This is a genomic window from Leucothrix pacifica (assembly GCF_003172875.1).
Lineage (GTDB): Bacteria > Pseudomonadota > Gammaproteobacteria > Thiotrichales > Thiotrichaceae > Leucothrix > Leucothrix pacifica.
The window spans coordinates 61,748-77,160 of record NZ_QGKM01000010.1; the positions used below are offsets into that span (position 1 = coordinate 61,748).

A 15,413-nucleotide genomic window follows, 5' to 3' on the forward strand; every position below is an offset into this window, starting at 1 on the left:
CATGAGCGATACGTTGATATTAGAAACAGACTCCCAAGGCATTGCCCGCCTGACCATTAACCGCCCTGATGTGCATAATGCATTTGATGATGTGTTGATCGCAGAACTAACACAGACGTTTAAGGAGATTGACCAGAATCCACAGATCCGTGTGTTGATTCTGCAATCCGAAGGGAAAAACTTTTCTGCCGGGGCTGACCTTCGCTGGATGCGTCGCATGGCAGGCTATTCCACCGAAGAGAATAAAGCAGACTCGTTGAAACTGGCAGCGCTAATGCACACCATGAACATTCTCAGCAAACCGACAATTGTGCGTATACAAGGTGCGGCATTTGGTGGTGGTGTTGGCTTGGTTTCATGCTGTGATATTGCAGTTGCCAGCGATAAATCATTGTTTAGTTTGTCAGAAGTGAGACTTGGCTTAATCCCGGCCGCGATCTCTCCTTATGTCGTAGCAGCCATTGGTGAGCGTGCGGCTCGCCGTTATTTCCTGAGTGCTGAACGCTTTAATGCCGCTGAAGCATTGAGACTGAATTTGGTGCATGAAGTTGTGCCTGAAGATGAGTTAGATGCAACCATTGATACTATCTGCGGGCACTTAATCTCAGGCGGCCCTTCTGCCATCAGTGCTGCTAAAGATCTGATATTTGCGGTTGCTAAGGCTCCGGTGACCGATGCATTGATCGACGATACCGCAGAGCGAATCACCAAAGCGCGTGCCTCAGATGAAGGCAAAGAAGGACTGAATGCATTCCTTGAAAAGCGCAAACCTAACTGGATAGGCACTCGTGATGTTTGACAAAATACTGATTGCCAACCGTGGTGAGATTGCTTGCAGAGTTGCTAAAACAGCACGGCGCATGGGCATTAAAACGGTTGCGGTTTACTCTGAAGCGGATGCCAATGCTGAGCACGTCAAAGCATGTGATGAGGCGTATTTAATCGGTCCGGCTGCCGCTACTGATAGCTATTTACGGGCCGATAAAATTCTTGAGGTTGCTCAACAATCTGGTGCGCAGGCGGTACACCCTGGCTATGGGTTTCTCTCTGAAAATGCCAACTTTGCTAAAGCCTGCAAAGAGAATGACATCGTGTTTGTTGGCCCGCCTGAGTCAGCCATTATTGCGATGGGGTCAAAAAGTGAAGCCAAGATAGTGATGACTGAGGCCGGTGTTCCACTCGTACCTGGTTATCACGGTGATGAGCAATCTGCTGAACATCTGAAACAAGAATCACTCAAGGTTGGCTTTCCACAGCTAATAAAAGCGACCGCTGGCGGCGGTGGTAAAGGCATGCGTGTGGTTGCGAACGCAGATGAGTTCGATGCTGCGCTAGTTTCTTGCCGACGTGAAGCCAAAGCCTCGTTTGGCGACGACAAAGTGCTAATCGAACGCTATCTCACCGCGCCACGGCACATTGAGCTACAAGTGTTTGCAGACACGCACGGCAATGCGGTACATCTGTTTGAACGCGACTGCTCGATACAGCGGCGCCATCAAAAAGTAATAGAGGAAGCCCCGGCACCGGGTATGACGGAGTCATTACGCGAAGCGATGGGTAAGGCAGCCATTGATTCTGCCAAGGCAATCAACTACGAAGGTGCCGGAACGGTTGAGTTCTTGCTGGACACCGACGGCAGTTTTTACTTTATGGAGATGAATACACGTCTTCAGGTTGAGCATCCGGTCAGTGAAATGGTTTCCGGCCAAGACTTGGTGGAGTGGCAGTTATTAGTCGCCTCGGGACAAGCGCTTCCGCTTAGGCAGGATGAGCTGCATATCAATGGTCATGCCTTTGAGGCACGTATTTATGCTGAAGCACCGGATCGTGATTTTTTACCCGCAACCGGTGCGCTGAGTTATTTAAAAACGCCCGAGCAGAATGCACATGTTCGTGTTGATACCGGTGTGACTCAAGGTGATGAAGTCAGTATGTATTACGACCCCATGATCGCTAAGCTGATCACTTGGGACAAAGACCGTGACAGTGCGCTTCGCCAAATGAAATCAGCCCTATGCGACTATGAGATTCTCGGTTTAAGTACCAATATTGAGTTTTTATCGCGCCTGTTCTCAGCGCCTGAATTCGCGAAAGGTGATTTTGATACCGGTTTTATTGAGAAAAATACTGCGCAGCTGTTTCCGGAAAAAGCGCAAGCCCCAAATGATTTGCTGGCACTTACCTGTCTGTATCAGTTGCTAGAAAACCGTCACAGTACGTTAACTAATACTGATGAGAATGACTCCTTCTCTCCTTGGGTAACCCAAGGCGGCTGGCTGATGAATCAACCTAGCTTTTCCAGGGTGCATTTATCAATTGATGGCCTCGATAAACAGCTTTGCGCACGCGATGAAGGCGATCACTATCAGTTGGATATTGAGGATCAGCACTATACCGTGTCTGGTGAAATGCTAGATGAAAACACGCTAAGCGCACAGATTAACAATCATCGACTCACAGCCTCCTTCCTACGGAAGGATCAGGAAATCAATGTGCTGTTTGCGGGTAAGCAGTGGCTATTTGAAGTGCATGACCCGCGACTGGAAAGCTCAGATGGAGATGCCGCAGGCGGTGGTCTGGTAGCTCCAATGCCCGGCGCAGTCGTGGCAGTATTGGTCAAGCCTGACGATGAAGTTAAAGCCGGAGACGCCTTGCTGGTAGTCGAGGCCATGAAAATGGAACATACCATTGTCGCGCCTAAGAACGGAACCGTTTCAGAGATCTTTTATGCTGTGGGTGATCAGGTTGAAGATGGCGATGAACTGCTGAGTTTAACTTAGCACATACGTCAAGTCATCGGCGGGAAACCCATATTGGATTACCCGCCGAGTAGCTGCAAGCCTCTCTCTTAATTACTCATGCGCACCTTTGTGCTTATGCGTGTGTGTATGAGGGTGAGAATGGCGGATAAATCTAGGCTCGCCTTTGTGTTTATGTCCTTTATGCTTCAGATGATGAACATGTTCATGACTATGCGTATGCTCATGGCCCGGTTGGCGACCCTTACCCTTCTTCTTGTGACCACGCTTTTTACCTTTATGCGTCTCTTCAATCTCATCACCCTCGGGGGTGACAAGTTGGCCTGACTCACAAACGGCATTCTCAGCACCACCATGACCATGCGGATGATTCCTGCCATTACGGCCATGATGATCACGTTTGTGGCCTCGATGCGTGCGATAGTTATGTGCTTCAAGGTCACCGTCAGTCATATTAGCTGAGCGATTTGCCAGTTCCTCGAAATAATTAATGGTCGCTGCATCCTGATACAAACTGTTGAGGTCATAGCAGGATTTGGTCTGAAACTCTGACAATCCCACATAACTTTTCCCAGCGATACCACCCCAGTCAAAGACTGCCGCATCCGGATCAGCTGATTGGCCAAAGTACAGATTATTATCGATACTCAGGTTAGATGCAGGCTGCGTTGCAATCAGCTTTAAATCACTGTTTGAGACGAAAATATTATTGTGAACAAACAGACCATCAACTTGCTGAATCGTTAGCTCTCCGCCCCAGCCACCTTTGGTGTAGTTATATTTGAACTCATTCAGCTCAACCGTCGTATCTGTGACCGTCGCTCCGGCATGGATTGTACCGACCACCAACCCTGCATCGACGTTTTCGTAAGCGATATTGCCTCTCAGAATATTGCCATCTGTCGTACCCGGCTGCTCACAGCCCACTGAAAAACCAACCGAATTGTGATGAGAGATATTCCCTTCCACTAACACATTGTGTGCACCATCCAGATAAATACCGGCTGAGTTTGCCACCGGTGAAATCGCATTACTCACTGTATTATTACGAATAATACCGTCACGGGCATGATTCACTTCAGCAGGAATCAACACCCCATTACTGTCTTTCACCCACTGATAATTACCTGCTGCGACGATACCAATATTTGCAACATCGTGGATGTGATTCTCCTCAACCAAAAAGTCAGTGACATTTCCCACGATTTTAATCGCTTCGCTGTAACCCGGTATAATATCGAACAACTCATTACCACGGATCACAACCGAATGTATTGGCTCCTCCGGATTATTACCAATCACCGCAATCGGGTTCAGATTATCAGACGGTGCTGGCGCTAAAGGATCTTCACCTGCTTCATCAACCCATGTCATCCCGTGCAATTTATTATCAATCAACTCAATATGATGCGAGTTTCCTTCCATGTAAATGCCCGATTTAGGGCCACTGAGATTTGTAAATGTTAAGCCTTTGATGCGCACATAAGCCGTTGAGCTAAACGAAACCATGGCGCTAAATGGTGTTTTTAACAAACCACCATCCACGATGACCTCTTCCCCATTGTATGCCTGTACCGTGAAATACTTACCTTCGGAACCTCCCCGTGAGGCATCAAAATACATTGCAGTATCAATCTGGTAACGACCTTCACGAATATTGATCGTCGCATTGTCTTCTGCAAATGGAATGCTAAACAAGGCCTTGTGAATTGTTTTCCAGGGTTGATCGGCGGTACCAATACCAGTGCTGTCATTACCATCCTGGCTGACGTAATACTGCTGGTTCTCAAAAATATCTGCATCGTTATCATGGACTGAATTGTCTGCAACCGTTGCTACTGCCGGAGCCAACACCAGTATTGGCTCGCCGTACCCTGTGATCAAATCATGTATCTCGTTGTTATTGATTGTTATATCCTGACTATCACCGACCACGGCAATACCGTTTAAACGATCAGACAAGCTGGGCGATGTCGCTGCTTGTGCATCGCTTGTCCACTGTGAGTGGTGTATCTCATTGTTGGTAATAGTAATTTTTTCTGAACCAGTGATATAAATGGCGGACTTGCCTGAGCCAGTAATATTACTGATTTCAAACCCAGATAAACTCACATGATTCGCGCCTGATATTGAAATCAGTGCACCATTGTCGGCCACATTGGTTCCGTCCAACTTCACCTCATCTCCCGGAAACGCCAGCAGATTAAATGGGCTATCAGCTTCAAGGCTGCCACCCCGCTCTTCACCGATGTAAAGCACTGATGGTGAGTACACACCGGCTCTCACAACGACGTTGGCGGTATCTTTGGCAAAGGGAATATTATTCATGGCCCATGTGATTGATTGCCAAGGTTGGTCGATCTGACCGCTTCGGTCATAATCATTCACACCGTTTTCAGCATCCACCCAATAGGTGTTTGCAAAAATACCTTCAGCGGTGTGAATGGAGCCGTTTAACTCACTCAGTGTATTGGCAATTACCTCATAATCAGCTTGCTGCTGCTCATTAACATCAGACACTAATGCCAGTGCAAAAGGAGCGTAAAGCATGGCGAATATAAGTAAAGACGCGCGAAGATAGGTCGCGATCGAAAATAGCGATATTATTGTTTTCATGTGTGATCAATCCTTTGGAAACGCACCTCTGATACTGTCGTTTCAGCAAGGTGTAGCACTTCCTTTGTGCATAAACAGTGATATCCAGATTAATATAATTAGATTATTGTTAACCACCGGTATCAACCCGTGAACCGATAAGGCTCACATCTCAGGAAATGTAGCGTTTCGTGATTGGTAGTCCCAGCAAATTACAGACGAACGCGCTGAAATTCAGAACCAATAACACAATTTCTTACATGCTTAAAATACCGCCGGTGACTGGCCTAAGCGGTTGCACTAGCTTATGATGGGCACTGTTTTTACAACCTTTTATCAGACAGAGTTTTTTATGGCCGCCGATACTCCAACCTATAAAAAATCAGAAGCCGGATACCGCGATAAAGCCCTTAAAATGTACCCATGGGTCTGCGGTCGCTGTGCCAGAGAATTTGTGTACTCAACCCTGCGTGAATTGACGGTGCATCACATTGATCATGATCACGACAATAACCCTGAAGACGGCAGTAACTGGGAGCTATTGTGTTTGTATTGTCATGACCATGAGCACCAAAAGTATGGTGAGTTTGTCAAGTATGGCTCAATGGCTGAAAAGAAAGTGGAGCCTGCAACACATAATCCGTTTGCGGACTTGAAGGCGATGATGAAGAAGTAATATTCAGGAGCCTCACAGAAGACATCTCAACCTATGTGATGCACCTCACGTATCAAGTGTTTTTCAGAACGGTTATTTTAAGCGTTACGACGCGTTCAACATCCCTTTACCCTTAATCAAATCCGCCGCCCGCTCTGCCAACATAATCGTCGGGCCATTCAAATTACCATTTGGAATGGTTGGGAAGATGGACGAATCCACCACACGTAATCCGTCAATGCCGTGCACTCGCGTTTCAGGGTCAACCACCGCCATTTCGTCCGTGCCCATTTTGCAGCTACACGATGGGTGGTATGCACTTTCCACTGCCTGACGCACAAAGGCATCAATCTCCTCATCAGACTGCACCGCCTCACCCGGTTGAATTTCGCCATCGCGGTATTCATCAAATGCCGGCTGTTCAATAATGTCACGAGTCAGCCGCACACACTGACGGAAAGCTTCAATATCCTCTGCTGCTTGCAGGTAGTTAAATTGGATATCCGGCTTGTCACTAAAGTCAGCTGATTTAGCACGCACCCAGCCCCGACTGAATGGTTTGTTATGTCCCACATGTACCTGAAATCCATGACCTGCAAACGCAGCATTCCCGTCATACCGCATCGCCGCTGGCAGGAAATGATACTGAATATCCGGAAAGCTCACTTTGTCGTTAGAGCGAATAAAGGCACAGGATTCAAAATGATTCGTCGCCCCAAGCCCTGTTTTAAATAAGATCCAGCGCATACCAATCAGCGCTTTACTAAACAGATTCAGCTTGCCATTGAGCGTAATCGGCTGCTTACACTTGTATTGGAAATAAAACTCCAGATGGTCTTGTAAGTTTTCACCCACGCCAGGTAGCTCGTGCTTCAACTCAATACCGGCATTTTTCAACACATCTGCTGGTCCAATACCAGACACCTGTAATAGCTGTGGCGATCCAATCGGCCCTGCACTGACAATGACATCACGCTTGGCCATCGCTTGCTTAACCGTGCTACCTTGCTGATATTCGATGCCGACCGCCTTTTTGCCTTCCAGTAAAATGCGGCGACTCAGTGCACCTGTTTCTACTGTCAGGTTAGGTCGCTTCATAGCGGGTCGCAGATAAGCATTAGCAGTTGACCAGCGCACGCCATTTTTTACCGTCATATGCATGGGACCGAAGCCTTCCTGACTCTCGCCATTATAATCCGCTGTTTTCATATAACCGGCCTGCTGACCTGCTTCTACAAATGTATCGTACAGAGGGTTCTCACGATTATTGCCGTTATTCACCGCTAACGGGCCACCGACGCTCCGAAACTCATCCGCACCAAATGCCCAGTCTTCCATTTTTTTGAAGTATGGCAGACAGTTTTTATAACCCCAATCTGTGGCGCCCTTCTCTTCCCACTCATCAAAATCACCCGCATTACCACGTACGAAAACCATGCCATTGATAGAAGAAGAACCACCGAGCACTTTACCGCGTGGGCAATGCATCTCACGATTATCCAAGTAGGGTTCGGGTTGAGACTCGTATTGCCAATTGTACTTTTTAGTATTCATCGGAATAGACAGAGCCGTCGGCATTTGGATAAATATACTGCGATCACTGCCGCCATACTCCAGCAACAAAACGGACACATCAGGATCTTCTGTCAGGCGGTTAGCCAATACACAACCTGCTGAACCAGCACCTACGATGATGTAATCAAACTCTTGGTTTTGCATAGTAATCTGGCCTCCGATGACCGCTCATTGCTAAGCACTGTCAGTTTTCCTGATAGCACTAATTGTTGGTGGGTAAAATTGTACCTTATTTATATTGAACAGGTAATTAAAATAAAACCCACAGTCATTAGGCTGAAGTGGGCTTCAGGTAAGCAGCTTCACAACGATTTATTACCGGGTATACTTCACTTAGTCTGCCAATCTATCCAAAAAGGCAAAGGGACAAGTGCCGTCATACCTATTAAACTGGGCTATACACCAACGTGTCTGAGGAGGATACAGTGAGCTTAAACCGCCGAGAATTTTTACAAATGCTGGCCGCGGCAAGTGCTGCAGGTTTTCAACTCAATAATGCTTATGCTGCTGACAGTACAGCAGTGACAAAAGCCCCTAGTAATCCTTATGAGCTTGCTCCTTTTGGCAATGTCTCCCTCATGCATTACACGGACTGCCACGCGCAGTTAAATCCCATCTATTTCCGTGAGCCTAGTATTAACCTTGGCATTGGTGACATGAAAAATGTTCCCCCACATAAAGTAGGCCAACACTACCTGGAGCACTACGGTATTGCACCGGGCACGATGGATGCTCATGCATTCACTTATCTGGACTTTGTTGAAGCGTCCAGAAAGTACGGCAAAGTTGGTGGATTTGCTCACCTAAAAACATTGGTCGACATGGTTCGCGCTCAACGCCCCGGTTCCTTGTTATTAGATGGCGGTGATACATGGCAAGGCTCCTGGACATCATTAAAAACAAATGCGCAAGACATGGTGGACGCTCAACTCGAACTGGGCGTGGATGTGATGACATCACACTGGGAAATGACCTTTGGTGCTGACCGTGCCACTGAAATCATCGAGAATGACTTCGACGGTAAGATCGACTTTGTAGCGCAAAATATTATTACCACAGACTTCGAGGATCTGGTCTTTGATCCTTATGTCATCAAAGAAATCAATGGTGTACCGGTTGCCATTATTGGTCAGGCTTTCCCCTATACGCCTATCGCCAACCCGCGCCACTTCACACCGGACTGGAGCTTTGGTATTCGCGATGACAGCATGCAGGAAGTGGTCGATGAGGCGCGAGACGAAGGTGCGCAGGCTGTTATTCTGCTCTCCCACAATGGCATGGATGTAGATCTTAAATTAGCCAGTCGTGTAACCGGAATTGATGCCATTATGGGCGGGCATACACATGACGGAGTTTACCAGCCGGTGATAGTGGAAAATGCTGGTGGAAAAACACTGGTGACGAATGCCGGCTCCAACGGTAAATTCCTTGGCGTGTTAGATCTGGAAGTGAAAGGCGGCAAAGTTACCGACTACCGTTACAAGTTATTGCCTGTATTCTCAAATTTGCTGGCTGCAGACAAAGGGATGACTGAGTTAATTCAGAAGGTGCGCGCACCTTACCAGAAAGAACTCGCAGAAGAGTTAGCGGTGTGTGATGAGGCTTTGTATCGCCGAGGTAACTTTAACGGTACCTTTGACCAGTTGATTTGTAATGCCTTAATGGAAGAACTGGATGCCCCCATCGCCTTCTCACCAGGTTTCCGCTGGGGAACAAGCGTATTACCGGGGCAACCAATTACCTTTGAACACGTGGCCGATCAGACCGCGATTACCTACGGAACCGTCACTCGTAATATGCTGACTGGTGAGAGTATTAAAGGCATATTGGAAGATGTTGCCGACAATCTGTTTAACCCTGATCCGTATTATCAACAAGGTGGCGACATGGTGCGCGTGGGCGGACTAGAGTTTAGTTTTGACCCGCTGGGCAAGATGGGTGGACGAATCTCTGACCTTGAACTCAATGGAAAGCCACTGGAAGCGGCTAAGGAATACCCCGTAGCTGGCTGGGCCAGCGTTCAGGAAAATGTGCCGGAGAATAAGGACATTTGGGATGTGGTAGCGAGTAACTTGCGGGACAAGAAGACGATTGGGAAGATCGAGTTGAATACGCCAAAGCTGAAGGGAGTGAAGGGGAATATGGGGATTGGGTCTTAGATTTCTAAGTACACCCAGAGCAATCGAGCAGTAAATCAGAGCAAAAAAATCACCCCTGATTTACTGCTGTTACAGCCTATTTTGTTGTGCTAAATCTGCGCACGATAATGGCAGTTAAAAGCAAAATCAATAAGTTCAAGAAGGGTATTGAACCACCTCCGGATTTATTAGAAGCAGCATCCACGCTTGGCTCCTCATCTATTTTCTGCAATGCAAAAGCCCCATCATTCACTGCATAAAACACATTATCCGTGCACCCAATTAGCAAGCGAGCTTGTGTACCCTCGAGACTGCCGACCGTGTAGTCAAACTCACCATCATTTGCCGTACCTGACGCTATCGTCGTTAAAGTATTCACATCACTATTACTCACTAGTGCAATATCCACCTGACTACAGTTGACCGGCGCATCATCTGTCCCGGCCACATCCCAGCGGATTGCTACTTGCTCGCCTTCCAACCATGTGCTGTCACCAGTCGGCTCAGTCACTCTAAACGGCCCGGCAGACGCTTCAACAGTAATAATGGTTTCATCAGTCGCCACACCACCCTCACCATCACGCACGGTCAAACGGAATGTCAAATCACGATCAGTTGTAGGATAGCTCTCACCAACCGTGGTATACCCCTCTTCGGTCAGCACATCCTCTAGTCTAGGAAAATAGCGCTCAGGCGTGTCAGTTAAGTCCCATGAACGGAATAATGGCCGATTACCGTTATCGACCATCTCAGCAAGACTACTTGCTGCCGCACCGGTATCATACTCATCCCACGAATAGCTGAGTGAATCGCCATTAGCGTCTTCCGCAGAGCCTACCAGACGGAACGGTGTATTCGCCGGAATCACATAATCGTCACCAGCATCCACGGTCGGGACTGTATTATCCAGTCCTGTCTTTACGCCGCAAGTTGCAGACTCGAGGTGGCTAAGCATTTCCTCAATCGAGCCAGAATGAAAGAAGTCATCACTATTATTCTGCAAGTCTTGTGGACCGCAAATTCCGGCATAACTCATGATTGTTGAACCACTGCCCGGCTCCCAGGCTGTTGCAGGGTTTCTGTTAAGACCGCCACAATTTTCACTAGTACCGTTAAATGTATGATTAGCCCCTAGCTGATGTCCGATTTCATGCGCAACATAATCGATGTAAAACGAATCTGTTACCGGATAAGAAGTCCCTGTAACACCATAGGCTTTATTTTCCTCACTACAAATACTAGCCAACACTGCGGCCCCACCTCCACCTGTGTTGACGACATGACCGATATCATAATTATTAACACCAATCACTCCGTTCAGTACCGCCGGATTCTCATTGATATCGTTGTCGGTATTACTAAAAGGATCTAAGAATCGGTTGGTGTAAATTACCTCATCATTATTAGCCACTAATACAAAACGCACAGCAAGGTCTCGCCGGAAGACTTCATTCAAACGACTCACTAAAGTCGCAATGGCTGCTAGACCATCACTTACCGTTCCTCCATGAAACGAAGTGTATTCAGCAGATGCACTAATGGCCAGACGGTATGTACGCAACGTATCACCCAATACCGGACGGCTGGAGAAGATGGAGCCAGACTCCTCGCCATCATGATCAGCCAGAGAATGATTTAGAACAGTATCAGCCGTGCGCCCGACAAGTGCCTCAGCGTCTTTTGAAAAGTAGGCAATGTAGCTTCCGGTGTCATTACGCATCTCCGGATCAATAAACACCCACTCACCATTATGCTTAAACATGCCATGAAAGCCGTGAGGGGTTAAATCAAAACTGCCCCTGTTTGCAGGATTATCAATATCCTTAGCGGTGAAGGTTTGAATTTGCGGGTATTTTGCTGCAAGTTCATCCGCCATTACCGACGAACGACTGAATTGATAGGTAGCCGTTGAACCATCCGGTAGCGGCAAGCTAACCAATAAATCGTCACCTACAGCAAACTCTGCGGCGAAGGATTCCAGATCTGCTGAAACGCGATACCCCTGTTTAGCGGACACGTTTCGGGAGTCTGCTGCATCTGATGACTGTCTGGCTGCATAGGCTGAAGTGGCAGCCTGCCATGGATTGATAACCCGATCAGCAGACCATGCAGCTTGCATAATAAAGGCGGAAAGGAGTACGAATGAAATCGTTGTTTTACGCATAGCTAAACCTGTCTGTGTGCGAGTTACTCTAATTATATCAATAAATTAAGTAATCTAATTTTATAATACGGTTCAGCTTAATAAGATTTAACTATTTTTCACACTCCCAACAGGCAATCTCCACATTTCCTACACAGTTGTGCGAAATTTCTTAAAGATCTTCATCGCCTTCATAGTAATCCGGCCAATGCCGTAAGATAACCGGACTCGTTGGCGCGTAGCTGTGACAAGAGTTCAACAGCGCCGGACGCTCTTTAGGCTTGATTCCCATTTCCGCCTTGCCCTCGACCTTGCGACCTTCATTGCGCCCGCTAAACACCGTTTGAAAAGCAGTAGTCGCCATTGGCCCCAGTAACTCAGTCAGGTGTGTGCAGCCCGCGGTACCACGAAACAGAGTACGCACTTGCTTATTCCACCCTAATCCCATGGATAAACCGATGAGCTTTTTATAATCCGGATTAATTTTCGGGCAATGATTGTAAGGTGAGAAATCAATACTCGCCTCGGCATCCTGCACAATCATCCGGTCATTAATCGTCAAACGAATCCACATACCATGCAGTGGTTCTTCCGCTTCGATATGTCCCCCACGGTCAATGTTTTCAAAGCGATACGGCTTAGTATCAACCATGTGCCCCTCAATATCCCACAGGTCATCCTCACGCAGATAACCCTTACAGGTCACGATACGAGTGTGCATTTCTTTGCGTGCAACGGGTGTTGAAAGTGGCATAACTCACCTATTTATTTGTTCTGAACAAGTAATATTAAGCTTATTTATGTTGCAGTGCAAACAAGTGATTTTATTCTCTTTTTCTTAGCCACTAACTGTCGGCATTGATACAGATAAAGGCTTTGGAAAATCAGAGTTGCCGGCAACTTTGGAACGCGCTGAAGGTGGATCACACCCTGTCAATATGATACGGTTCCCCGTCCTTAAAAATATAAATACTGCGACTAAATCGTAGCCACTTTCGATTTAACACAGGCTCTAAAATAAAAGGCTCTCCATGATCACTGGTTTTGACTACGGTACATCTAACTGCGCGATGGGTGCGGTGATGCAAACGTCTGACAATAATGCTTCGATTAATCTACTACCGCTTGATCACGGCAAAGCATTTATGCCTTCAACACTGTATGCACTAGAGCGCGAACTGATCACTGAGTATGTTGGCTTACACATTCATGACAAAGCTCAGCAGGAAGATTACGCCCGTTTACGCGCCTCAGCACTGGAGCAAGCACGACGCGTTCGTTTTGATGAAGGCATCGAACCACATGAGCAAGCACTGTTTTTTGGGCGCGATGCATTCGAGCAATACCTGTCGTTGCCTGAGGAAGGCTACTTCGTCAAATCCCCAAAATCATTTCTGGGCAGCAGTGGTTTCCGGCCAGAGTTTATTCAGTTTTTTGAAGACATCGTCACCGCAATGATGCAGAGCATCAAGCAGCGGGCAGAGTCATCGTTGCAGGATGATATTACGCACACCGTCATTGGTCGTCCGGTCAACTTTCAAGGCTCTTCAGATACTGAAAAAAGCAATCAACAAGCCATAGAAATTCTCACCACGGCAGCCACGCGCGCTGGCTTTAAAACCATTGAGTTTCTGTTTGAACCGATTGCCGCCGGAATGGACTTTGAAGAGCGACTGGATGAGAATAAAACCGTACTAGTTGTCGATGTGGGTGGTGGAACCACTGACTGTGCCATGGTGCGCATGGGGCCGGATTACCGACACAATGAGCAACGCGATCAGGATTTTTTAGCGCATAGTGGTGAGCGAATCGGTGGTAATGATTTAGATATCCAACTCGCTGGTAAGCATTTCATGCCGTTATTTGGTATGAAATCAACGCTGAGAAATGGCTTGGATATGCCCCGGCAGATTTTTCTGGATGCAGTGAAGACCAATGATGTGGGTGCGCAGGCAAAATTTAATAGCTTGCCGGTAAAACTTCAACTGCAGCAATTAGCTATTGAAACGAAACAACCGGAGCTATTAAAACGCTTTATTAAAATGCGCGAAAATGGTCAAAACCAGCAGTTAGTCCGAAGCGCGGAGCAATGCAAAATCGCCCTATCTGAAGCCACTACAAATAACGTTTTACTGGATTATATTGAGGCGGGTCTTCACTGCGATGTCACCCAGGCTCAATTCGCCGAGGCGATTGCACACCCTCTTTCGCGTATTGTGGCGCTGATGCAGGAAGCGATAGCGCAAGCGGGATGCCAACCGGATTTGATTTATGTGACGGGTGGTTCAGCCAAGTCTCCGGCAATTCGTCAGGCGATTGAGGCTACGCTGGGCAATATCGATGTGGTGGATGGAGACCACTTTGGTAGTGTGGCTGCCGGTCTGACAGTTTGGGCGAAGCGGATATTTGCTTGACCCCTACCTTACTCACGACGAGCACAACCTGAATCCAATCTATTCCAGAGACTTCAGAGCAGTGCGGCAAAACAACGAATATCGACTATAGCCGCTACCTTAGAACTTGTCCCGACGTTTACGCGCTTCACTTGGGCTCATGCCATAATAGTCTTTAAAACTATGACTAAAATGAGTAGCGCTGGCAAACCCACATGCCACCGATACATTCACCACTGACGCGTTGCTTTGCCGAAGTAGTTGATGGGCACGAGTTAATCGCAATTCCAGGTAGTAACGCGCGGGCGATGTGTCCATATATTTCATAAACAGTCGCTCCATCTGGCGGCGTGACAAGTTGACAACATCGGCCAATTGCACCGCGGATAACGGTTCATCGATATGCGTTTCCATTAAACTCAGTATCGTTTTGAGTGATTCCGGAAATGTTGGATTACTCGGCAACATCGTCATACTGCCGTCTGCAGATTCTCCCAATACACTGTCCACATTCAGAATCCCCTCAACACTTCGCATGAGATCTTCACCGGATAATTGCCCGATCAGGCTAAGCATTAAGCCCAGAGTACTAGTCGCACCTGCACTGCTGAAACGTTCACGATCTATTACGTAGGGCTTTTTACTGACTTTAACGTCGGGGAATACTTCGCTCATTAATGCGTAGTTTTCCGGGTGGATGGTGCATTCGTAGCCATGCATGATGCCAGCTTGGGCGAGGATATAACTGCCGTTCCAGACGCCGCCGATCCGGCATGGTAACCGGGCGGCCTGTTGTAGAATTGACTGCAATCTTGGCTGGACTTCTAGTTTGGTGCGTAGACCGCCGCAGACTAATAGCACATCTAGTTGTTTTGGGATGATTGATTTTAATGAGCCAGTTACTGCAACATCGATATTTAGATCGCTTTTGACAGACTCGCTGTTTTCGCCGTAGAAGGTGAAACTGAAATGCTCGGAATTGCTTAGGAGGTTGGCGGTGACGAGTGCGTCTACTGCACCGGTGAAGGCCATCATTGAGAAGTTTTCGAGGAGGATGAAGCCTACTCGCCATTTTTTTTCGGCTCTTTCCTGATTGCTAATTATAGGATGACTCACACTTCACACGCTTTTAATCGGTCCAGGATATTGAGCAAC

Annotated in this window: 10 protein-coding genes; 5 read left to right on the forward strand and 5 right to left on the reverse strand. The window is 47.4% G+C overall.

The window, feature by feature from the left end:
- Position 1 precedes the first annotated feature (1 nt).
- Positions 2 to 799, forward strand: coding sequence for an enoyl-CoA hydratase/isomerase family protein (locus tag DKW60_RS05630; RefSeq protein WP_109836689.1), 798 nt, complete (start codon positions 2 to 4; stop codon positions 797 to 799).
- Complete coding sequence (locus DKW60_RS05635) at positions 792 to 2,780, forward strand: acetyl/propionyl/methylcrotonyl-CoA carboxylase subunit alpha (RefSeq protein ID WP_109836690.1); 1,989 nt, start codon at positions 792 to 794, stop codon at positions 2,778 to 2,780. Before DKW60_RS05630 ends, DKW60_RS05635 begins: the two co-directional genes overlap by 8 nt.
- Before the next feature lie 72 nt (positions 2,781 to 2,852).
- On the opposite strand, the gene DKW60_RS05640 is transcribed toward DKW60_RS05635, so the two are convergent.
- Positions 2,853 to 5,375, reverse strand: a complete 2,523-nt coding sequence (locus DKW60_RS05640) for a right-handed parallel beta-helix repeat-containing protein (protein WP_109836691.1) — start codon at positions 5,373 to 5,375, stop codon at positions 2,853 to 2,855.
- A 331-nt stretch (positions 5,376 to 5,706) separates the two neighbouring features.
- Here DKW60_RS05640 and DKW60_RS05645 point away from each other — a divergent pair, with 331 nt between their 5' ends.
- Positions 5,707 to 6,030, forward strand: a complete 324-nt coding sequence (locus tag DKW60_RS05645) for a YajD family HNH nuclease (RefSeq protein WP_109836725.1) — start codon at positions 5,707 to 5,709, stop codon at positions 6,028 to 6,030.
- A gap of 84 nt (positions 6,031 to 6,114) precedes the next feature.
- On the opposite strand, the gene betA is transcribed toward DKW60_RS05645, so the two are convergent.
- Positions 6,115 to 7,728, reverse strand: coding sequence for a choline dehydrogenase (gene betA, locus DKW60_RS05650; protein ID WP_109836692.1), 1,614 nt, complete (start codon positions 7,726 to 7,728; stop codon positions 6,115 to 6,117).
- Between the two features lie 281 nt (positions 7,729 to 8,009).
- On the opposite strand from betA, the gene soxB reads away from it, so the two are divergent.
- A complete protein-coding gene (gene soxB / locus DKW60_RS05655) occupies positions 8,010 to 9,743 on the forward strand; it encodes a thiosulfohydrolase SoxB (protein WP_109836693.1) in 1,734 nt (577 codons plus the stop codon).
- A gap of 76 nt (positions 9,744 to 9,819) precedes the next feature.
- Here soxB and DKW60_RS05660 read toward each other — a convergent pair whose 3' ends face one another.
- Positions 9,820 to 11,886 (reverse strand): reprolysin-like metallopeptidase, encoded by a 2,067-nt coding sequence (locus DKW60_RS05660; protein ID WP_109836694.1) that lies wholly within the window; start codon positions 11,884 to 11,886, stop codon positions 9,820 to 9,822.
- A 151-nt stretch (positions 11,887 to 12,037) separates the two neighbouring features.
- Positions 12,038 to 12,619 carry a DUF2889 domain-containing protein gene (locus DKW60_RS05665; RefSeq protein WP_109836695.1) on the reverse strand — a complete coding sequence of 194 codons (582 nt, stop codon included), beginning with the start codon at positions 12,617 to 12,619 and terminating at the stop codon, positions 12,038 to 12,040.
- Between the two features lie 277 nt (positions 12,620 to 12,896).
- On the opposite strand from DKW60_RS05665, the gene yegD reads away from it, so the two are divergent.
- The gene (gene yegD / locus DKW60_RS05670) at positions 12,897 to 14,279 is read left to right on the forward strand and encodes a molecular chaperone (protein WP_109836696.1); all 1,383 of its coding nucleotides are present in this window, start codon (positions 12,897 to 12,899) and stop codon (positions 14,277 to 14,279) included.
- 99 nt (positions 14,280 to 14,378) lie between these two features.
- Here yegD and DKW60_RS05675 read toward each other — a convergent pair whose 3' ends face one another.
- Positions 14,379 to 15,374, reverse strand: coding sequence for a GlxA family transcriptional regulator (locus tag DKW60_RS05675; protein ID WP_146203435.1), 996 nt, complete (start codon positions 15,372 to 15,374; stop codon positions 14,379 to 14,381).
- Between the last annotated feature and the right edge of the window lie 39 nt (positions 15,375 to 15,413).

Excerpts from the sequence above, each read along its gene's own strand:
- DKW60_RS05630 (WP_109836689.1), top strand. The coding sequence starts at position 2 with ATGAGCGATACGTTGATATTAGAAACAGACTCCCAAGGCATTGCCCGC.
- DKW60_RS05635 (WP_109836690.1), top strand. The coding sequence starts at position 792 with ATGTTTGACAAAATACTGATTGCCAACCGTGGTGAGATTGCTTGCAGA.
- DKW60_RS05640 (WP_109836691.1), bottom strand. The coding sequence starts at position 5,375 with ATGAAAACAATAATATCGCTATTTTCGATCGCGACCTATCTTCGCGCG.
- DKW60_RS05645 (WP_109836725.1), top strand. The coding sequence starts at position 5,707 with ATGGCCGCCGATACTCCAACCTATAAAAAATCAGAAGCCGGATACCGC.
- betA (WP_109836692.1), bottom strand. The coding sequence starts at position 7,728 with ATGCAAAACCAAGAGTTTGATTACATCATCGTAGGTGCTGGTTCAGCA.
- DKW60_RS05660 (WP_109836694.1), bottom strand. The coding sequence starts at position 11,886 with ATGCGTAAAACAACGATTTCATTCGTACTCCTTTCCGCCTTTATTATG.
- DKW60_RS05665 (WP_109836695.1), bottom strand. The coding sequence starts at position 12,619 with ATGCCACTTTCAACACCCGTTGCACGCAAAGAAATGCACACTCGTATC.
- yegD (WP_109836696.1), top strand. The coding sequence starts at position 12,897 with ATGATCACTGGTTTTGACTACGGTACATCTAACTGCGCGATGGGTGCG.